Origin of the sequence: Ruegeria profundi, assembly GCF_049800715.1 — a bacterium.
GTDB lineage: Bacteria > Pseudomonadota > Alphaproteobacteria > Rhodobacterales > Rhodobacteraceae > Ruegeria > Ruegeria profundi_A.
The window spans coordinates 124781-144988 of the sequence record NZ_JBNAFO010000006.1; the positions used below are offsets into that span (position 1 = coordinate 124781).

Annotated in this window: 22 protein-coding genes; 12 read left to right on the forward strand and 10 right to left on the reverse strand. The window is 58.7% G+C overall.

From position 1 onward, the window contains the following. Positions 1-84: 84 nt before the first annotated feature. From sdhA to ACP15L_RS11780, 8 genes are all read right to left on the reverse strand, one after another. Complete coding sequence (gene sdhA / locus ACP15L_RS11745; RefSeq protein ID WP_170378956.1) at positions 85-1893, reverse strand: succinate dehydrogenase flavoprotein subunit; 1809 nt, start codon at positions 1891-1893, stop codon at positions 85-87. Between the two features lie 22 nt (positions 1894-1915). Beyond that, on the reverse strand, positions 1916-2287 hold the full coding sequence (locus ACP15L_RS11750) for a succinate dehydrogenase, hydrophobic membrane anchor protein (protein WP_425084299.1): 372 nt from the start codon (positions 2285-2287) through the stop codon (positions 1916-1918). Between the two features lie 10 nt (positions 2288-2297). Further along, positions 2298-2681 carry a succinate dehydrogenase, cytochrome b556 subunit gene (gene sdhC, locus ACP15L_RS11755; RefSeq protein ID WP_425084300.1) on the reverse strand — a complete coding sequence of 128 codons (384 nt, stop codon included), beginning with the start codon at positions 2679-2681 and terminating at the stop codon, positions 2298-2300. Between the two features lie 213 nt (positions 2682-2894). Further along, on the reverse strand, positions 2895-3554 hold the full coding sequence (locus tag ACP15L_RS11760; RefSeq protein WP_425084301.1) for a DUF1194 domain-containing protein: 660 nt from the start codon (positions 3552-3554) through the stop codon (positions 2895-2897). A 157-nt stretch (positions 3555-3711) separates the two neighbouring features. Then, on the reverse strand, positions 3712-4740 hold the full coding sequence (locus ACP15L_RS11765; RefSeq protein ID WP_425084302.1) for a MaoC family dehydratase: 1029 nt from the start codon (positions 4738-4740) through the stop codon (positions 3712-3714). Beyond that, positions 4740-4946, reverse strand: a complete 207-nt coding sequence (locus ACP15L_RS11770; protein WP_425084303.1) for a DUF1737 domain-containing protein — start codon at positions 4944-4946, stop codon at positions 4740-4742. Before ACP15L_RS11770 ends, ACP15L_RS11765 begins: the two co-directional genes overlap by 1 nt. A gap of 15 nt (positions 4947-4961) precedes the next feature. After that, entirely contained in the window at positions 4962-5513 is a 552-nt protein-coding gene (locus tag ACP15L_RS11775) for an NnrU family protein (protein ID WP_425084304.1), read from the reverse strand. A gap of 6 nt (positions 5514-5519) precedes the next feature. Beyond that, on the reverse strand, positions 5520-6377 hold the full coding sequence (locus ACP15L_RS11780) for an HpcH/HpaI aldolase/citrate lyase family protein (RefSeq protein ID WP_425084305.1): 858 nt from the start codon (positions 6375-6377) through the stop codon (positions 5520-5522). Between the two features lie 169 nt (positions 6378-6546). On the opposite strand from ACP15L_RS11780, the gene ACP15L_RS11785 reads away from it, so the two are divergent. Further along, positions 6547-6852, forward strand: a complete 306-nt coding sequence (locus ACP15L_RS11785) for a hypothetical protein (RefSeq protein ID WP_425084306.1) — start codon at positions 6547-6549, stop codon at positions 6850-6852. Here ACP15L_RS11785 and ACP15L_RS11790 read toward each other — a convergent pair. Continuing rightward, the gene (locus ACP15L_RS11790) at positions 6849-7604 is read right to left on the reverse strand and encodes a sulfite exporter TauE/SafE family protein (protein ID WP_170378973.1); all 756 of its coding nucleotides are present in this window, start codon (positions 7602-7604) and stop codon (positions 6849-6851) included. The two genes, ACP15L_RS11785 and ACP15L_RS11790, sit on opposite strands and share 4 nt — an antisense overlap. Before the next feature lie 161 nt (positions 7605-7765). On the opposite strand from ACP15L_RS11790, the gene mdh reads away from it, so the two are divergent. From mdh to lpdA, 10 genes are all read left to right on the forward strand, one after another. Next, positions 7766-8728 carry a malate dehydrogenase gene (gene mdh / locus ACP15L_RS11795; protein ID WP_170378975.1) on the forward strand — a complete coding sequence of 321 codons (963 nt, stop codon included), beginning with the start codon at positions 7766-7768 and terminating at the stop codon, positions 8726-8728. Positions 8729-9048: 320 nt separating this feature from the next. Then, positions 9049-10242, forward strand: coding sequence for an ADP-forming succinate--CoA ligase subunit beta (gene sucC, locus ACP15L_RS11800; RefSeq protein ID WP_170469002.1), 1194 nt, complete (start codon positions 9049-9051; stop codon positions 10240-10242). A gap of 84 nt (positions 10243-10326) precedes the next feature. Continuing rightward, positions 10327-11208, forward strand: a complete 882-nt coding sequence (gene sucD / locus ACP15L_RS11805) for a succinate--CoA ligase subunit alpha (RefSeq protein ID WP_170378979.1) — start codon at positions 10327-10329, stop codon at positions 11206-11208. Next, positions 11209-11649 carry a hypothetical protein gene (locus ACP15L_RS11810; protein WP_170691506.1) on the forward strand — a complete coding sequence of 147 codons (441 nt, stop codon included), beginning with the start codon at positions 11209-11211 and terminating at the stop codon, positions 11647-11649. It abuts the gene before it with no gap. A gap of 10 nt (positions 11650-11659) precedes the next feature. Further along, positions 11660-12202 carry a DUF805 domain-containing protein gene (locus ACP15L_RS11815; protein ID WP_170378982.1) on the forward strand — a complete coding sequence of 181 codons (543 nt, stop codon included), beginning with the start codon at positions 11660-11662 and terminating at the stop codon, positions 12200-12202. Next, on the forward strand, positions 12199-15156 hold the full coding sequence (locus tag ACP15L_RS11820; protein WP_425084307.1) for a 2-oxoglutarate dehydrogenase E1 component: 2958 nt from the start codon (positions 12199-12201) through the stop codon (positions 15154-15156). Before ACP15L_RS11815 ends, ACP15L_RS11820 begins: the two co-directional genes overlap by 4 nt. A 3-nt stretch (positions 15157-15159) precedes the next feature. Continuing rightward, a complete protein-coding gene (odhB, locus tag ACP15L_RS11825) occupies positions 15160-16668 on the forward strand; it encodes a 2-oxoglutarate dehydrogenase complex dihydrolipoyllysine-residue succinyltransferase (protein ID WP_425084308.1) in 1509 nt (502 codons plus the stop codon). A 2-nt stretch (positions 16669-16670) separates the two neighbouring features. Continuing rightward, on the forward strand, positions 16671-16946 hold the full coding sequence (locus tag ACP15L_RS11830; protein WP_170469015.1) for a hypothetical protein: 276 nt from the start codon (positions 16671-16673) through the stop codon (positions 16944-16946). Positions 16947-17069: 123 nt separating this feature from the next. Then, positions 17070-17462 carry an MAPEG family protein gene (locus tag ACP15L_RS11835; protein ID WP_170469016.1) on the forward strand — a complete coding sequence of 131 codons (393 nt, stop codon included), beginning with the start codon at positions 17070-17072 and terminating at the stop codon, positions 17460-17462. A 51-nt stretch (positions 17463-17513) separates the two neighbouring features. Beyond that, positions 17514-18902, forward strand: a complete 1389-nt coding sequence (gene lpdA / locus ACP15L_RS11840; protein ID WP_425084309.1) for a dihydrolipoyl dehydrogenase — start codon at positions 17514-17516, stop codon at positions 18900-18902. 22 nt (positions 18903-18924) lie between these two features. Here the strand turns inward: lpdA and ACP15L_RS11845 are convergent, their stop codons facing one another. Beyond that, positions 18925-19503: a TetR/AcrR family transcriptional regulator gene (locus tag ACP15L_RS11845; protein ID WP_425084310.1), complete on the reverse strand. Its 579-nt coding sequence runs from the start codon at positions 19501-19503 to the stop codon at positions 18925-18927. Between the two features lie 102 nt (positions 19504-19605). Between ACP15L_RS11845 and ACP15L_RS11850 the strand changes: the two genes are divergently transcribed. Next, on the forward strand, positions 19606-20199 hold the full coding sequence (locus ACP15L_RS11850; RefSeq protein ID WP_170553580.1) for an NAD(P)H-dependent oxidoreductase: 594 nt from the start codon (positions 19606-19608) through the stop codon (positions 20197-20199). Positions 20200-20208: the final 9 nt, after the last annotated feature.

Sequence of the window (20208 nt, forward strand, 5' to 3'; positions counted from 1 at the left end):
ACCCCTCACCGCGCCCGAAAGGGGCGTTTGTCGCGTCGGTGGGTATGTGGCGCTTGCACCTCATTGCCTGATGGTTGCTCCTACTTAGAAAGTCCGCGCTTTAGGCGCGATTTTCTTGAGGCTGATGCCGCCCTGATCCTCGTTGGTCAGAGGATCAACGATCACCGGACGGTAGCTGAGTTCAACCTTGTTACCCTCGACCCGGCTGACGGTGTGGACACGCCAGTTCTCATCGTCGCGCTCTGCGAAATCCTCATGCGCATGTGCGCCACGGGACTCTTTGCGTGCTTCGGCACCCACGATGGTGGCCAGAGCGCTCGGCATCAGGTTGGTCAGTTCCAGTGACTCCATCAGGTCACTATTCCAAACCAGCGATCGGTCCGAAACCTTCAGATCGTCCATCTTAGCCGCGATCGCTGTCATCTTTTCGACGCCCTCCGCCATGGTCTTGGCGGTCCGGAACACAGCCGCGTCCTGCTGCATGGTCTTTTGCATCTCAAGCCGCAGGTCAGCGGTCGGGACTGCGCCCGAGGCGTTCCGTACGGCGTCAAACCGATCAAATGCCTTGTCAACCGATGCCTGATTCAGCACAGGGTTCGGCGCGTCTGCGTCCACTACTTTACCGGCCCGGATGGCCGCCGCGCGACCAAAGACGACCAAATCGATCAGAGAGTTAGAGCCCAGACGGTTGGCACCGTGGACCGAAGCACAACCCGCTTCGCCCACTGCCATAAGGCCGGGAACAACTGCGGTTGGGTTGTCTGCAGTTGGGTTGAGAACCTCACCCCAATAATTCGTCGGAATACCGCCCATATTGTAGTGCACGGTCGGCAGAACCGGGATGGGTTCCTTGGTAACGTCAACACCAGCAAAGACACGCGCCGATTCCGAGATTCCAGGCAGCCGTTCCGCCAGCGCCTCGGCTGGCAAGTGGCTGAGGTTCAGGTGGATGTGGTCCCCGTCGTCGCCGTGACCACGACCTTCGCGGATCTCCATCGTCATCGAACGCGAGACATAGTCGCGCGGCGCCAAGTCCTTATACTGGGGCGCATAGCGCTCCATGAAACGCTCACCTTCAGAGTTGGTCAGGTAACCGCCCTCACCCCGAGCACCCTCGGTGATAAGGCAACCCGAGCCGTAGATTCCAGTCGGGTGAAACTGAACGAACTCCATATCCTGAAGCGCCAGACCGGCACGCGCCACCATGCCGCCGCCATCGCCGGTGCAGGTATGGGCCGAGGTGGCGCTAAAATATGCACGACCGTAACCGCCGGTCGCCAGTACAACCATCTTGGCGTTGAAGACATGCATCGTGCCGTCGTCCAGCTTCCAGCAGACGACGCCCTGACACTGCCCGTCCTCGGACATGATCAGGTCAATGGCGAAATATTCGATGTAGAATTCAGCGTTGTTTTTCAGCGATTGTCCATAAAGCGTATGCAGGATCGCGTGACCGGTCCGGTCTGCGGCTGCACAGGTGCGCTGCACGGCGGGACCTTCGCCAAACTCGGTGGTGTGACCGCCGAAGGGGCGTTGATAGATTTTACCCTCTTCCGTACGGCTGAAGGGTACGCCGTAGTGTTCCAGCTCGTAAACGGCCTTGGGAGCTTCGCGCGCAAGGTACTCCATCGCATCGGTGTCACCCAGCCAGTCCGAACCCTTTACGGTGTCGTACATGTGCCATTGCCAATGGTCAGGCCCCATGTTGGACAGGGACGCGGCAATTCCACCTTGCGCGGCAACCGTATGTGAGCGTGTCGGGAACACTTTGGTGACACAGGCTGTACGTAGGCCCTGCTCGGCCATGCCCAATGTCGCCCGCAGACCGGCCCCACCTGCACCTACGACGACCACGTCGTATTCGTGGGTTTCATATTCATATGCTGCTGTCATTGTTCTTGTTCCTTATCGCGCGTCACAGGGCCAGCTTGACCAAGGCAAACAGCCCCGTAGCCATCAGCGTGTAACCAAGCGCCCACATCGCAACGAGAGAGATTTTCTCAAGAATGCCATGGATATAGTCTTCGATGGTTTCCTGCGCCTCATACATAAGCTGCTGCAGGCCCACGACTAGCGTCAGGGCGGTGACAATCGCAGGGAAAGGACGGCTGAAATAGGCCAGAACCTCTTCATACGTGCCGCCGAGACCCAGTCCGAAGGTGATGATAAATATGGGAACCAGCACGGTCAGGATCATCGCGCGCACCATGGTACGCCAATGGGTTTGTGTTCCCGATTTCCCTGCGCCCAGGCCCTGCGCGCGTTTGCGGTCGGTCAGATATCGCATCTCCGTCTCCTTAAACCACAAGCACGGTGAGAATGGTCAGGACTGTGGCCCCGATGAACATGCCCATCCCCAGTTTTTCCGAGGTATTCACGTCGAGGCAGTAGCCGAAGTCCCAGAAAACGTGACGCAGGCGGCCCAGCGTGTGATACCAAAGTGCCCAGGTCGCGACGATGAGGATCAGCTTGCCGAACCAGCTGGTCAGGAACCCGTCGATCAGCGCAAATGCACTTTCCGAAGTTGACGTTGCCAGCAGCCACCAGACGACCAGAATGGCAACGGCAAACACCCCGAGGCCGGAAAACCGAACCATGATGGACGACATGGAAGTCATCTGTGGGCGATAGATCATAATATGTGGCGAGAGCGGGCGGTTGCCCCGATTGACATCGGCCATGGCGGCTCCTCTTACTTTGGCTACCAGACTTTTTACTTGTTTTTCCGCTTCTGTCACGTGCTGCACCTGCAAAAACAGGTAAAATTGCCTCAAAAACGGTGATTTTGACCAATTGTGATCACGCACTTTAAAAGTGTGATCACAAAATACAATGCGATCATTCTATGTTAGCGTTTTCAACGCAGAAGCATTGTGATCACGAATCCCTACAGATCATCGAAAACCGGCAGATTGCTGCGTCACCTCGCGCAGCAACTTTTTTCGTATGCGCTCCGGGTAATCAGCAAAACCCGAAGCCGACACGACAAACGCCCCCTCTCCGAAGATGACGTTCTCAAAGAAGTAGGCCGTCAGATCCGGTTCGCTTTCTTCGATGGCAATTGCGTTTACCGTCACGCCTCGATCTTTCAGAAGGCCATGAATCTGCGTCGGCTCAATCCCTTCGTTGGAAACTCCGTCTCCCGAGATATCAATCAGCAGTCGCCTGCACTCTGCCACTTCGTCAAACCGCAGCAGGGTGGCCTCTAAAGCTTCTCCGATCGCGGTTGAGAAGTTTCGCCAGACCCTTGGGTCCTGTGCAACTTGATCAGCGAACTTCTCCAGAGCGATAAAGCTGTCGATTTTCGTCCACGGGATCGTCACCCGCTGGCGGGATTCGCCCGTCCATTGCACCAGCATCACCTGTGCCTGACCGCGTACCAAGGCCTCGGACACCACGGGGTCACGCAGTCCTGCGGCAAGGCCATCCATCTGAATGCGATATTCGCTGCTATCGACAGAGCCAGAGACATCCACCGCCAAGGCTAGCGCCAAATCACAGGCCACGGCGGGGCGTGTAAGGCACAGGAAAAGGGTGAGAAAACGCAGCAACATGCCGCCACCCTAGCACGGATTGCGGGCGCTGTGTTCACATCACTGTAACCCGATCTAAAGCGTTTCGGGTTATACCTGTGACAAGAATACCCTGCCACGCTTGCAGCGTTCTCGGGACATTCGTGTCACTTGATGATTCAGGTAAACCCGAAACGCTTTAGATCGGCATCAAGGCCCAATAGTCGAGGTCCAGCAGCACGTCCGACGTGTATTTTCCGTCTTCACCGCGCAGCTCGAACGGCGCGCCGCCTTTGATCGCCACCAGGCGCAGGCGGATCGCTCCGACCCCGGGCACGTCGGTTTCGGCCTTGTCCAGAACCTCGGACCACGCCTTGATCGTGTCTCCTGCGAAACAGGGGTTGGCATGTGCGCCGCCATTCAGACCCACGATCATCTGCGCATTGGCCAGACCGTTGAACGACAAAGCCCGCGCCAACGAGATCACGTGACCGCCATAAATCAGGCGGCCTTCGGGGCGGAAGGTCAGGTCAAAATGCACCTTGGCCGTGTTCTGCCACAGGCGCGTAGCCAGCATATGCTCGGCCTCTTCCACTGTCACGCCGTCCACATGGTCGATGGTTTCACCGATCTCATAGTCCCCCCAACGATGCGGCTCACCCGCCAGGGTGAAATCGTAATTCGAGAAATCAAGCCCCTCGGGGATGACCAAATCGCTTGGCTCCAGCACTTTCTTCAACTTGGGCACGAGTGTTTCCGGTGCTGGCGCATCCGGGTTTGCCTTGCGCACCATCACCCAGCGGACATATTCCATGACCACTTCGTCCAACTGGTTCAGACCACGCGTCCGCACCCAGACCACGCCAGTCTTGCCGTTCGAGTTCTGCTTGACCCCGATCACCTCGGACACCGACCGCAGCGTATCGCCCGCATGAACCGGTAACAGCCAACGCCCTTCGGCATATCCCAGATTGGCCACTGCGTTCAGCGAGATATCGGGCACCGTTTTGCCGAACACCACGTGGAAGGCCGCCAGATCATCAATCGGGCTTTCCTGCAAACCACAGGACCGCGCGAACTCATCCGAGGAATACAGCGCATGGCGCGCAGGATAGAGCGCATGGTAGAGGCCACGCTCTCCCTCCGTCACGGTGCGAGGGACAGCGTGCGGCAGCACCTGCCCGACGGAATAGTCCTCAAAAAAGCGGCCCGGATTGGTTTTTGCCATTATTGCTGCCCCAGTTTCATCTCAGGTGAATAGTCCGCGTCGACCTCTTTGGTCACGGCCTGCGCGCACCGCATGACGTTGTTGGCCTGATCGAAGGCGTAGGAGGGATCGCCATAGAGCTCCCACCCTTTTGCCAAGGCGTCCGACACATTGTGACAGAAGGCCGAGGTGTCCTCCTCGGTCAGGAGGCGATAGAGTTTTGCCATTCGTACAGGTCCTTATCATCCGAATGGAGACGGGCCGACCAGCCCGTGGATATAGCCGATCACACCCAGCAGCACGATCGAGGCAACAAAGAACATCGCGTCCATGCCATAGGTGCCGGGTTCGCCAGGGGTCCAGTCGGGTTCGGATTTGTTGATCACGATCACTTCGACCACGGCCCAGGCCAAAAGCCCGCCGAACAAGATGATCGAGGCCAAATCGCCGTTCACCAGCAGATGCGCAAAGGCCCATAGCTTGAACCCGCCCAGCATCGGATGGCGCAGCTTATGCAGCAGACGGCCTTTTTTGGGGGCCGGGCTCATCATGTAGATCGCGATCAGCACCAACAGGTTGTTGATATGGGTCATGAAGCTTGGCGGCGCCCAGACATAGATGAACCCGGTCATGCGGTAGCCGAAGATCATCAGCAGAATCGCGGCCACCAGCGCGAGCGCCACAGCCCCTTTGCCGCCATCGCCCATGGCCGCGCGTTGCGCAGGCATGACGCGTTTAAACAGATGTGCGGCCCACCATAGCGCCACACCAAGGATCAGAAGAACAAAGCCCATGCTGGCTTACCCCGCTTGCAAAGCTGAAATCGCCTCCGCTTTTGCCAGAATTTCGCGGGCAGTTACAACATGCAGGTTTTCAACGATCTTACCGTCGACAACGGCAACGCCCTGCCCTTGCGCCTCGGTTTCCTCAAATGCGCTGATCTGACGGCGTGCGAGGTCGATCTCGTCATCCGACGGAGCGAAGGCTGCATTGGTGACCTCGATCTGCGCCGGGTGGATCAGCGTCTTGCCGTCAAAGCCCATATCGCGGCCCTGTTCGCATTCGGCGGCCAGTCCTTCGGTGTCCTTGAAGGCGTTGTAGACGCCGTCAACGATGATCAGCCCCTCGGCCTTGGCGGCCAGCAGACATAGGCCAAGCGAGGTCATCAGCGGCAATCGGTCGGGACGGAAACGCGTTTGCAGGTCCTTGGCCAGATCGTTTGTCCCCATCACGAATCCCGCCATCAGCGGATGCGCTGCAATCTCGGCCGCATTCAGCATACCGCGCGGGGTCTCCATCATGGCCCAGATCGGCAAATCCCCGGTGAGCGCAGCCAGTGCATCCACATCCGCCGCCGAGTTCACCTTGGGCAACAGAACAGCATCGGCGTCCATCTCGCGCACGGCCTTGGCGTCATCTGCACCCCACGGAGTATCCAGCCCGTTGATGCGCACGATCTTGACCCGGGGGCCGTATCCTCCAGCGGCCAGAGCTGCCTTGAGCGTCTCGCGCGCATTGGGTTTTTCGTCGGCAGACACCGCGTCTTCGAGATCGAAGATGATGGCATCAACCGGCAAGGTGCGGGCCTTGTCCAAGGCTCGGTCACGCGAACCGGGGATGTATAAAACCGAGCGATATGGGCGCTGACGCGGATGCATTGGCCTCTCCCGTTGAAATAATGTTGCGCAGAAAGGGGCATTTTTCTCAGGAAAGTTCAAGGTAAAAATCGCCGCAGCGCAGCATAAATGACGCAACGCTCTTTGCTTTAACGCAATATCGCCCTCTTGACCGCAGGCTTTGGACGACTGGTGACAGATGGGGTCAGAGATGAAAAAGACAGTATTTAAGATGACAATCGGGCTGGGAATCATGGTCCTCGCGGCGCAACAGGTTCAGGCGCAGGCCCGCAACTGCGCCCCTCGGGCCGATGTGTTGCAACGCCTTGCCGAAACCTATGGCGAAACGCGCCGGGGGATCGGCATTGCGCGTCAGGGTGCGGTGATGGAGCTGTTTGCCTCGGACCAATCCGGCAGTTGGACGATCACGGTGACCCTGCCGGACGGAATGACCTGCCTTGTGGCCTCGGGGCAGGCCTATGAGCAGATGGCCGATGTCCTGCCGCCAAACACCTAAGTCAGTGCGTCCCAGATCAGCTTGCCTCCGGTCAGGGTCAGCAATACGTAGGCGATGCCAAAGAACAGGCGTTCGGACAGCATGAAATGCGCCCGGACGCCCAGCCACGCCCCCAGAATGGCGAACGGGGTTAGCAGAAGATCCGCCAGCGCCGTGTGCCAGGTGAAAAGGCCGAGATAGGCGTAGGGCACGAATTTCGCTGCGTTGATCACCCAGAACACCAAAACGGTCGAGGCCTGAAACTCGGTCTTCGACAGGCGCTGGGACAGCAGGTAGACAGCGGCCGGGGGACCTCCGGCATGGCTGACAAAGCTGGTAAACCCGGCGACAAGCCCCGCGAACAGACCTGCAGAGGCAGGCAACCGGCGGGTGAAGCCGCGAATCCAGCCCTTGCTTTGCGCGACGTGCCAGATCACGAACCCAACCGAGATCCCTCCGATCAGCAACCTCAACAGGTCGTCATCTGTCACGCGGTATAGCCAGGTGCCCAGCAGAACACCCGGAACCGCGCCCAGGATCAGCAGGCGCGAATCCGGCCAGCTCCAGCGTTTCCAATAGGGTCCCAGCGTGGCCACATCGATCACCATGAGGATTGGCAACATCAGCGCCAGCGCCTGCCCCGGTGTCAGGATCAGAGCCAGAATCGACGACGATGCAAAGGCAACGCCCGAGCCGAACCCACCCTTCGAGATGCCCGCAAAGATCACCGCCGGGATCGCGACTGCAAAAAACATCAGGTTCAATTCAAACATGCAGCGTCCCGGGAATTGGCTTGATTCACAGGCGGTTTAGCGCAACCGGATTGGGGATGGCAAACGGTATGCGGTGGCATGCCGCGCCGCAGGACCCTTGCGCAAAAGCCATTTAACGACTAGCAAACCCGCGATTTCAATACCGACCGGAGATATTCCAAATGGCCAGACCCAAGATTGCGCTGATCGGCGCAGGGAACATCGGCGGCACGCTTGCGCATCTTGCAGCTGTCAAAGAACTCGGTGACGTCGTCCTGTTTGACATCGCAGACGGACTGCCTCAGGGCAAGGCGCTCGACATCGCCGAGTCCGGCCCGTCCGAAGGCTTTGACGCCGCAATGTCGGGCAGCAGCGACTATGCGGACATCGCAGGCGCAGACGTGTGCATCGTCACCGCAGGTGTCGCCCGTAAACCGGGGATGAGCCGCGATGACCTGCTGGGCATCAACTTGAAAGTCATGAAGTCGGTCGGCGAAGGCATCGCAGCCCACGCGCCTGACGCATTCGTGATCTGCATCACCAACCCTCTGGACGCGATGGTCTGGGCTCTGCGCGAATTCTCGGGCCTTCCGCACAACAAGGTCTGCGGCATGGCGGGCGTTCTGGATTCGGCGCGTTTCGCGCATTTCCTGTCGGAAGAATTCAACGTCTCGATGCGCGACGTCACCGCCTTTGTTCTGGGTGGCCATGGCGACACCATGGTGCCATCAGTGCGCTATTCGACCGTCGCCGGCATACCGCTGCCCGATCTGGTCGAGATGGGCTGGACCACGCAAGAGAAACTGGACGCCATCGTTCAGCGTACCCGTGACGGCGGGGCCGAGATCGTTGGCCTGCTGAAAACCGGCTCGGCCTTCTATGCGCCTGCGACCTCGGCGATCGAAATGGCAGAGGCGTACCTGAAAGACCAGAAGCGCGTTCTGCCTTGCGCGGCCTATTGCAACGGCGAGTTCGGCGTTGACGGAATGTATGTCGGCGTTCCGACCGTCATCGGCGCTGGCGGCATCGAGCGTATCGTCGACATCAAGCTGAACGAAGACGAACAAGCAGGCTTTGAAAACTCGGTCAACGCTGTCAAGGGCCTGATTGAGGCTTGCAAGGGTATCGACGGCTCGCTGGCTTAAACGCTCTAAGACTCAATTTCAGAACCGGCCCTGAATGGGCCGGTTTTTTTATGCGGCGGGCCCACTACGTCACTAATCCGCCGCCTGGAATGTTAGGGCAAACGTCGCAAATACCTATTTTGAAGCGGTTTTGAAACTCCGTTCGATGTGGATTCGAATCAATACTCATTCCGTTTAGTTTTGTGATCACACCCTAAAATACTGTGATCACAAATCGAAAAAATCTTCACTAAAAACCACTCCGAGGTCAAAAAAGCCTTTATAAATGCGCCCTAGACACCTCTATATCGGATTAATCGTAGTCAAACGGGACAATTTCGATGAACATTCACGAATACCAAGCCAAGGCGCTTCTTCGCAGCTATGGCGCTCCGGTCTCCGACGGTCGCGCGGTTCTGCGCGCCGAGGAAGCCAAAACCGCAGCCGGTGAACTGGACGGCCCTCTTTGGGTTGTTAAGGCCCAGATCCATGCAGGTGGACGTGGCAAGGGCAGCTTCAAAGAGGCAGACGCAGGTGAAAAAGGCGGTGTCCGTCTGACCAAGTCGGTGGAAGAAGCAGCCGAGGAAGCAAAGAAGATGCTGGGTCGCACTCTTGTTACCCACCAGACTGGCCCCGCGGGCAAACAGGTCAACCGCATCTATATCGAAGCCGGTTCCGGTATCGAGCGTGAATTGTACCTGGCCCTGCTGGTGGATCGCCAGACCAGCCGCATCTCTTTTGTCTGCTCGACCGAAGGCGGCATGGATATCGAAGAAGTGGCCGCGTCCACGCCCGAAAAAATCCTCTCTTTCTCGGTGGACCCTGTGACTGGCTATCAGGCCTATCACGGCCGCCGCATCGCGTTCTCGCTGGGTCTGGAAGGCGCGCAGGTCAAACAATGTGTGCGCCTGATGGGCATCCTCTACAAAGCCTTCGTCGAGAAGGACATGGAGATGCTGGAGATAAACCCGCTGATCGTCTCAGACAGCGGCGAACTCAAGGTTTTGGACGCCAAGCTGGGCTTTGACGGCAACGCGGTTTACCGCCACCCCGACATCGCCGAGCTGCGCGACGAGACCGAGGAAGATCCCAAGGAACTGGAAGCCTCCAAGTACGACCTGAACTACATCGCGCTGGATGGTGAGATCGGCTGCATGGTAAACGGTGCGGGTCTGGCGATGGCGACTATGGACATCATCAAACTCTACGGTGCCGAGCCTGCCAACTTCCTCGACGTGGGCGGCGGTGCGACCAAAGAGAAAGTGACAGAGGCGTTCAAGATCATCACCTCGGACCCGAACGTCAAAGGCATTCTGGTCAACATCTTCGGCGGCATCATGCGCTGTGACGTCATCGCCGAGGGCGTTGTTGCCGCGGTGAAAGAGGTCGGCCTGCAGGTTCCGCTGGTCGTACGTCTGGAAGGCACGAATGTCGAAAAGGGCAAAGAGATCATCAATTCCTCTGGCCTGGACGTGATCGCGGCGGACAACCTTAAAGACGGCGCTGAGAAGATCGTGAAAGCCGTGAAAGGCTAAGCCCAATTCCGTGGAGTGGGTTTCGCCCCACTTTTCCGAAGAATTCTGGCAGGCCTTGGCCCGCCTAAAATAGGAGAACGCCAAATGGCAGTCCTCATCGACGAAAATACCAAAGTGATCTGTCAGGGCTTTACCGGCTCGCAGGGCACATTCCACTCTGAACAGGCCATCGCCTACGGCACCAAGATGGTCGGCGGCGTGACCCCCGGCAAAGGCGGGATGGAGCATCTGGGCCTGCCCGTGTTCAACTCGGTCCACGAGGCCAAGCATGTGACCGAAGCCAATGCCTCGGTGATCTATGTTCCGCCGCCTTTCGCGGCTGACTCGATCCTCGAAGCGATTGATGCCGAGATGGAAGTGATCGTCTGCATCACCGAAGGCATCCCGGTTCTGGACATGATGAAGGTGAAGCGCGCGCTCGAAGGCAGCAAATCGCGCCTGATCGGCCCGAACTGCCCCGGCGTCATCACACCTGACGCCTGCAAGATCGGCATCATGCCCGGTCACATCCACAAGCGCGGCTCGGTCGGCGTTGTGTCGCGCTCGGGCACCCTGACTTATGAGGCCGTCAAACAGACCACCGATGTGGGTCTGGGCCAGTCCACCTGCGTAGGCATCGGCGGCGACCCGATCAAAGGCACCGAGCATATCGACGTGCTGGAATGGTTCCTGGCGGATGACGAGACCCATTCGATCATCATGATCGGTGAGATCGGTGGCTCGGCCGAGGAAGAAGCCGCACAGTTCCTGGCGGATGAGGCCAAGAAGGGCCGCAAGAAGCCGGTTGCCGGTTTCATCGCAGGCCGCACCGCCCCTCCGGGCCGCCGCATGGGCCACGCAGGCGCGATTGTCGCGGGCGGCAAAGGCGGCGCCGAGGACAAGATCGAAGCCATGCGCTCGGCCGGTATCGTTGTGGCAGAAAGCCCTGCGACGCTGGGTGAGGCAGTGCTGGAAGCGATTGGGTAAATGATCAACTGCCGGGCATACGCTCTAAGGGCGGCGCCCGAAAAAAGGGTGGGCGCGTTGCGTCCATCCTTCTCATCTTTAGCTTGGCTGTGGTCTTTGTTCGCGACTGCGATATTCGCATCTTCTGCCGCTGGGCAAGCCAAAGCAAAGGAATGTGAAGTTCGTATTGGCTGGTCCAGTGAGGGACAGTTTATTCAGGACGAGGCTTGCGGCATACACCAAGTCGCCAAGGAAAAAGGTTTTTTTGACCTCGAGTTATCGGGGAGCAAAAAATACCAATTCCGCTTTCGCGCAAACAACGTATCCACCAAGGATGAAATAGTGCGGCGCGTTGGTTATGTTTGCGAATTGATAGGCAGCAAAAGGGCCGTTTTCTCAGCCAATCGCGGAAGGGAGCGTGCGCTGATCGTTTCTTTTTCATGTGACGACGCAAGGGGGTGAATTGACTGCCATGACCTTCTCTGACGCGATCCGCACTTGTTTTTCCAAGTTCTTCACCTTCTCGGGTCGCGCCTCACGGCCCGAATACTGGTTCTTTTTCCTGTTCATCGTGATCTGGAGCATCATCGCCGGGATCATTGATGCGCAGTTCTTCACTCAGGTCTCCGTGACCGAGGGGGATGGCGTGAAATCCGTAACCGCCACGTCCCGTCAACCGGTGCAAAGCATCGTCAGCCTGATTGTGTTCTTCCCGCATCTGGCCGTCGCATGGCGGCGGATGCACGATTCCGGGCGCAGTGGGCTTTACGCTCTATTGCCGATCCTGCTGATCCTCGGGGCCTTTGCGGTTCTGATTTTCGGCATCGGCCTTGCCTCGAGTTTCCAGCATGGCGGCAATCTGGACATTCTGTTCACACGTGCCACTCTGCTGATCGTCATTCCGACACTGCTTGTTTTGTTTGTGTCGCCCCTCCTGGTTCTGTGGTGGCTGACCCGCCCGTCTCAACCAGGCACCAACCAATACGGTCCCAACCCATATGAGGTAGCCCAATGACCGAACACACGCCCAATTCCGCGTTCCATGCCTCAAGCTTTATGCAAGGCCACAATGCCGAGTATCTGGAGCAGCTCTATGCCCAATACACCAAGAACCCCGGGGCGGTGGACGCCGCTTGGGCCGAGTTCTTTAAGGCGATGGGCGACGCTTCTCCGGACGTTCAGCGTGAGGCCGAGGGGCCATCCTGGGCGCGGCCCGATTGGCCGCCGATGCCTGCGGATGATCTGACTGGGGCGCTGACCGGTGAGTGGGTCGAGATCGATGCCAAGGCGGCGGGTAAGAAGATCAAAGAAAAAGCGGCAGACAAGGGCGTAGAGGTCAGCGATGACCAGATCAAGCGCGCCGTGCTAGACAGCTTGCGGGCGCTGATGCTGATCCGTGCTTACCGGATCCGGGGCCACCTGGCCGCCGATCTGGACCCGCTGGGGATGCGCGCGGCCAGCACACATCCGGAACTCGATCCGAAGACCTATGGCTTTACCGAGGCCGACATGGACCGGCCGATCTTTATCGACAATGTTTTGGGCCTGCAGATGGCTTCGATGCGGCAGATCGTCGAGATCGTGAAGCGGACCTATTGCGGCACCTTCGCGCTGCAATACATGCATATCTCAGACCCGGAACAAGCCGCCTGGCTGAAGGAGCGGATCGAGGGTTACGGTAAAGAAATCGCCTTTACCAAGGAAGGCCGTAAGGCGATCCTGAACAAGATGGTCGAGGCCGAGGGTTTCGAGAAATTCCTGCATGTCAAATACATGGGCACCAAGCGGTTCGGTCTGGATGGTGGCGAAAGCCTGATCCCGGCGATGGAGCAGATTATCAAACGCGGTGGTGCACTGGGCGTCAGCGACATTGTCATCGGCATGCCGCACAGAGGCCGTTTGAACATCCTGGCCAACGTGATGGGCAAACCCTACCGCGCGATTTTCAATGAGTTCCAGGGCGGCAGCTTTAAGCCTGAAGATGTGGATGGCTCTGGCGACGTGAAATATCATCTCGGTGCCTCCAGCGACCGCGAGTTTGACGGCAACAGCGTCCACCTATCACTTACTGCCAACCCCTCGCACCTAGAAGCGGTGAACCCGGTGGTTCTGGGCAAGGTCCGCGCCAAGCAGGATCAGTTGAACGACACCGACCGCACCAAGGTTATGGGCATCCTGCTGCACGGTGACGCGGCCTTTGCCGGTCAGGGTGTGGTCGCCGAAGGTTTTGGCCTGTCCGGCCTCAAGGGGCACAAGACCGGCGGCACCATGCATATCGTCGTGAACAATCAGATCGGCTTTACGACTGCGCCGCACTTCTCGCGCTCCAGCCCGTACCCGACCGATATCGCGCTGATGGTCGAAGCGCCAATATTCCACGTGAACGGCGACGACCCCGAGGCGGTAGTGCACGCGGCTAAGGTCGCGACCGAGTTCCGCCAGAAGTTCCACAAGGACGTGGTCATCGACATCTTCTGCTACCGCCGCTTTGGTCACAACGAGGGCGATGAGCCCATGTTCACCAACCCGATCATGTACAAGAAGATCAAGACGCATAAGACCACTCTGTCGCTCTACACCGAACGTCTGGTCAAAGACGGCCTGATCCCCGAAGGCGAGATCGAGGATATGAAGGCCGCCTTCCAGGCCCATCTGAATGATGAGTTCGAGGCCGGCAAAGACTACAAACCCAACAAGGCCGACTGGCTGGATGGGCGCTGGTCGCATCTGGACAAGAACAAAGAGGACTATGTGCGCGGCGAAACCGCCATCGCCCCGGCGACTCTGGCCGAGATCGGCAACGCACTGACCCACGCCCCTGCGGATATTGCGGTACACAAAACCGTTGCGCGTCTGCTGGACCACAAGAAACAGATGTTCGACAGTGGCAAGGGCTTTGACTGGGCCACAGGTGAAGCGCTGGCCTTTGGCTCGTTGCTGACTGAGGGCTTTCCGGTTCGACTGTCCGGTCAGGACGCGACGCGCGGGACGTTCAGTCAACGTCACTCGGGCTTTGTCCATCAGGATACGGAAGAGCGGTTTTATCCGCTGAACAACATCCGCGCAGGTCAGTCGCATTACGAAGTGATTGACTCGATGCTGTCCGAATATGCGGTTCTGGGTTTTGAGTACGGCTACTCGCTGGCCGAACCCAACGCTCTGGTCCTTTGGGAGGCGCAGTTTGGCGACTTCGCCAACGGGGCTCAGATCATGTTCGACCAGTTCATCAGCTCGGGCGAAAGCAAATGGTTGCGCATGTCTGGTCTGGTGACGCTGCTGCCGCACGGGTTCGAGGGGCAAGGCCCCGAACACAGCTCGGCGCGTTTGGAGCGATTCCTGCAGATGTGTGGTCAGGACAACTGGATCGTGGCGAACTGTACGACACCGGCGAACTACTTCCACATCCTGCGCCGCCAGCTGCACCGCACCTTCCGTAAACCGCTTATCCTGGTGACCCCGAAGTCGCTGCTGCGCCACAAGCTGGCAGTCAGTACGGCCGAGGATTTCACCACGGGCTCCAGCTTCCACCGGGTGCTTTGGGATGATGCGCAGCAAGGCAACTCAGACACCAAGCTAGCAGCGGACGACAAAATCAAGCGCGTGGTTCTGTGTTCCGGCAAGGTCTATTACGACCTGCTGGAGGAACGCGACGCCCGTGGTATCGACGACGTCTACCTGATGCGGATCGAGCAGTATTACCCGTTCCCGGCGCACTCGTTGATCAACGAGCTTGAGCGCTTCAAAGGGGCTGAGATCGTCTGGTGTCAGGAAGAGCCTAAAAACCAAGGTGCCTGGACCTTCATCGAGCCAAATATCGAATGGGTGCTGACCCGTATCGGCGCCAAACATACACGGCCGCTCTATGTCGGCCGCGCAACCTCGGCCTCGCCTGCGACGGGTCTGGCCAGCCAACACAAAGCTCAACAAGAAGCGCTCGTGAACGAAGCGCTGAGCCTCGAAGGAAAGTAAACGATGACCATTGAAGTTCGTGTTCCCACGCTAGGCGAGTCTGTTACCGAAGCCACGGTTGCAACCTGGTTCAAGAAACCCGGCGATGCCGTTGCCGTGGATGAGATGCTCTGTGAGCTTGAAACCGACAAGGTGACTGTCGAAGTCCCCGCCCCCGCCGCTGGCGTCATGGGCGAGATTGTTGCCGCCGAAGGTGAGACCGTGGGCGTCGACGCCCTGCTGGCGACCATCGCCGAAGGCGAAGGCGCGGCCCCTGCTCCGGCAGCAGCAGCGCCCGCCCCTGCGGCCGCTCCGGCAGCGTCGGGTGGCAGTGTTGATGTGATGGTGCCCACACTGGGTGAATCGGTCACCGAAGCCACCGTCTCGACCTGGTTCAAACAGGTTGGCGACGCGGTCGCGCAGGACGAGATGCTGTGTGAGCTGGAGACCGACAAGGTCTCGGTCGAGGTTCCCGCCCCTGCCGCTGGCGTTCTGGCGGAAATCGTTGCGCCCGAAGGCACAACTGTGGATGCCTCGGCCAAATTGGCCGTGATCTCGGGCTCAGGCGCAGGCGCCACCCCAGCACCCGCCCCTGCCGCCGCGGCAACTCCGGCTGCAGCAGCAACCGGCAAAGATGTCGCCAACGCTCCGTCGGCAGAGAAAGCCATGGCCGAGGCCGGTATGTCCGCCACTCAAGTCTCTGGCACCGGACGTGATGGCCGCATCATGAAAGAAGACGTGGCCCGCGCCGTGGCAACGGCTGCTGCACCCGCGCCTGCTGCCGCTCCGGCTCCGGCACCTGTGCCGCGCGCGCCTGTGGCCGCCGATGACGCCGCGCGCGAGGAACGGGTCAAGATGACCCGCCTGCGCCAGACCATCGCCAAGCGCCTGAAAGACAGCCAGAACACCGCTGCCATGCTGACCACCTATAACGAGGTGGACATGACCGAGGTGATGGCCCTGCGCAGCCAGTACAAGGACCAGTTCGAAAAGAAGCACGGCGTACGTCTGGGCTTTATGTCCTTCTTCACCAAGGCCTGCTGCCATGCGCTGAAAGAAGTGCCCGAGGTGAATGCCGAGATCGACGGCACCGACATCGTCTACAAGAACTTCGTCCACATGGGTGTCGCCGCCGGTACACCCACAGGTCTGGTTGTTCCGGTCATCCGCGATGCAGACTCGATGTCTTTTGCAGCGATCGAAAAGGCCATCGCCGAGAAAGGCAAACGCGCCCGTGACGGCAAGCTGAGCATGGCCGAGATGCAAGGCGGCACCTTCACCATCTCGAATGGTGGTGTCTATGGCTCGCTGATGTCCTCGCCGATCCTGAACCCCCCGCAATCGGGTATTCTGGGCATGCACAAGATCCAGGACCGCCCGATGGCGATCAACGGTCAGGTTGTGATCCGTCCGATGATGTATCTGGCGCTGTCTTACGACCACCGGATCGTTGACGGCAAAGGCGCGGTGACCTTCCTTGTCCGCGTGAAAGAGGCGCTGGAAGACCCGCGCCGCCTACTGATGGATCTGTAATCATGGCAACGCATGTTCTGTGGCAAGCCGATGTGGCCGACTTTGATGCCTGGCTGAAGGTGTTTCGCGAAGACATCGCGATGCGCCAGGCCGCCGGTATCCACGACCTGCATGTCTGGCGTGACCCCGATCAAAAGGATCACGCCATCGCCATGTTCGAAGTGGATGACATACAAAAAGCCCGCGCTTTCTTCGACTCGGAAGAACTGGCCATGCATCTCGAACGCGGTGGGGTCGCCCATATCCAGGTGAAACTTCTGGACCCGGTCTTACCGTAAAAACTCTGCTGTGTGCGGGACCACCCCGCACACAGTCCCGCAAATACACGTGAAGCGCGCCTGCTATTGATGTCAGAGAATGCTAACCGACAAACGGACTCTGGTTGAAAAAGGATACTCGTCATGTCTTCCGAACTTTCCATTCTTGCTCTGTACGGCCTTCTGATCGTCGTAGTGGTTTTGCTGAATGTGCTGACAGCCATGTCGCAGGTCGGGTTGATGACATTGGGTGGCGCACGAGATGATATGCCCGCCCTGACCGGCGTTGCGGGCCGGGTCGAGCGGGCTCTGACCAATTCGGTCGTCGCCATGGCCCTGTTTGCCCCTGCCGTTCTGATCCTGTCCGCCAAGGACGCCTTCACCTCCGGATCGCTGCTAGCCGCGCAGATTTTTCTGATCGCGCGTGTCGTTTTCGTTCCGGTCTACGCCTTCGCAATCCCGGTTCCCTTCCTGCGCACTATCGTGTGGATGGCTGGGTTTCTTGCGACGATCTACCTTTACCTGCTAGCCCTATAGCTTAGTACGCCGCGCCAGGATGCGGCCAAGACACACCAAGGAGTGCCCTCAATGTCCAGCTATGACGTCATCGTAATTGGAGCCGGTCCCGGCGGCTATGTCTGCGCCATCCGCTGCGCCCAGCTGGGTCTGAAAACTGCCGTTGTCGAAGGGCGTGAGACGCTGGGCGGCACCTGCCTGAACGTGGGCTGCATCCCGTCCAAAGCGCTGTTGCATGCCTCTCATCAACTGCACGAGGCCGAGCATAACTTTGCCAAGATGGGCCTGAAGGGCAAATCTCCATCCGTCGACTGGAAACAGATGCAGGCCTACAAGGATGAGGTGATCGAGGGCAACACCAAGGGCATCGAGTTCCTGTTCAAAAAGAACAAGATCGACTGGCTGAAAGGCTGGGGGTCGATCCCGGCTGCCGGCAAGGTCAAAGTGGGTGATGAGGTTCACGACACCAAGAACATCATCATCGCATCAGGCTCCGAGCCGTCGGCCCTGCCGGGCGTTGAAGTTGACGAGAAAGTCGTCGTGACCTCAACCGGGGCGCTGTCGCTGGGCAAGATCCCGAAAAAGATGGTGGTGATTGGTGCCGGTGTGATCGGTCTGGAACTGGGCTCGGTCTACAGCCGTCTGGGTGCTGAAGTGACGGTGATCGAATTCCTCAAGGAGATCACGCCGGGCATGGACCCCGAGGTACAGAAGACCTTCCAGCGTATCCTCAAGAAACAGGGCCTGAACTTTGTGATGGGTGCGGCGGTACAAAAGACCGAAGCCTCGAAAACCAAAGCGAAAGTCACCTACAAGCTGCTCAAGGATGACAGTGAACATGTGATTGAAGCCGATACCGTCCTGGTCGCCACTGGGCGCAAGCCCTACTCGGACGGGTTGGGGCTGGATGCGCTGGGTGTCGAGATGACGCCGCGCGGTCAGATCAAGGTCGGCTCGGACTGGCAGACCAACGTGCCGGGTATCTACGCGATCGGCGACGTCACCGAAGGCCCGATGCTGGCCCACAAGGCCGAAGACGAAGGCATGGCCGCAGCCGAGCAGGTGGCAGGCAAGCGCGGCCACGTGAACTACGGCGTCATCCCCGGCGTGATCTACACCTGGCCCGAGGTTGCCAATGTGGGTGAGACCGAAGCGACGCTTAAAGAACAGGGCCGCGCCTACAAGGTTGGCAAGTTCATGTTCATGGGCAATGGCCGGGCCAAGGCCAACTTTGCCTCTGACGGATTCGTCAAGATTCTGGCCGACAAGGAAACCGACCGGATTCTGGGTGCGCATATCATCGGCCCCGCTGCGGGCGACCTGATCCACGAGGTTTGCGTCGCGATGGAGTTCGGCGCGTCAGCCGAAGATCTGGCCCTGACCTGCCACGCCCACCCGACCTATTCGGAAGCCGTGCGTGAGGCCGCTCTGGCCTGTGGTGACGGCCCAATTCACAGCTAAAGCTCTCTGACCCCGGCAGCGATCAGCCTGTCGGGGTCAGCCAGGCATTCAGGTAAGTTTCAAGCCTGTCGGTGAAGGTTGTTGCCGAGTGCAACGCACAGAACCTGAGAGACATGGCCTGAATCGCAAAGGCCTGCACACCTTCGGCCAATAGTTCGGACGGCAAATCCTTGCGCATCTCGAATGCGTCCAACCACATCATCACCACCCGGAAATACCGCTCAAAGCAATAGGCGATCGGCCCAACATCCGCGATGGCGGTTGCGCCGGAATACCGGATCAGTAGATCAAAGACATACCGCTCGGACATCATGAAGCTGTGGACCGGTTCCAAAGCTGCGATGAGCTGCCTGACGGTTTTGGGTGATGGCCCTGCCTCGGCCTGATCCAGACACGCATTCAATCTGTCCGCGATCAGGATCTCCATTAACGCGTCCTTGTCGCGGAAATGCGCGAAGAAGGTGCCCTTGGCGACACCGGCCGTTTGCACCACCTCTTCCACCCGAAGGCCCTCATACCCGCTTTTCTGTATCAACTCTTCCGACACCGCCATCAGGCGGGCGCGGGTTTTCAACGTGCGTTTCTGGACTGTCTTTTGCATGAGGCCAGATTGCATGTTTTTTGACCGCGGTCAAATTTTATATTGACCATGGTCATTTTTATACCTAATAAACTGACCACGGTCATTTTTAGGAGACATCCCATGCACGCCAAGAAAATCCTGATCCTCGACGGACACCCTGCCGAAAGCAGCCTGTCCCGTACTTTTGCGAAAACCTACGGCGACGCTGCGCGCCAGAACGGTCATGAAGTCCGCCTGATCCATCTGAGCGACCTTCAGTTCGATCTCGATTTTGGACAGGGCAACTATCACGAGTTCAAACCTCTTGAGCCCGAGCTTGAGAAGCTGTTGCAAGATTTCGAATGGAGCGACCATCTCGTTATGACCGCGCCTATGTGGTGGGGTGGCCTGCCTGCAAAGCTGAAAGGCCTAATTGATCGCATGTTCATCCCGGGACGAACCTTCGATACTCGAAACACCACCAAGCTGGGCTTTCCGGCCCCGATGCTGACGGGTCGCACCGCGCGCGTCATCCTGACCTCGGACACGCCCGGCTGGTTCATGCGCCTGATCTACCGTCAAGCACTGATCCGGCAAGTCCGCGATCAGATACTCGGCTTCGTCGGCTTCAAGCCAACGCGGTTCACATACTTCGCAGGGGCCAGCGAGCCAAAGCCAGGAAGCGTCGATCGCTGGATTTCCAAAGTGGCCAGAATTGGCGCAGAGGCTATCTAGGTGCCGTGC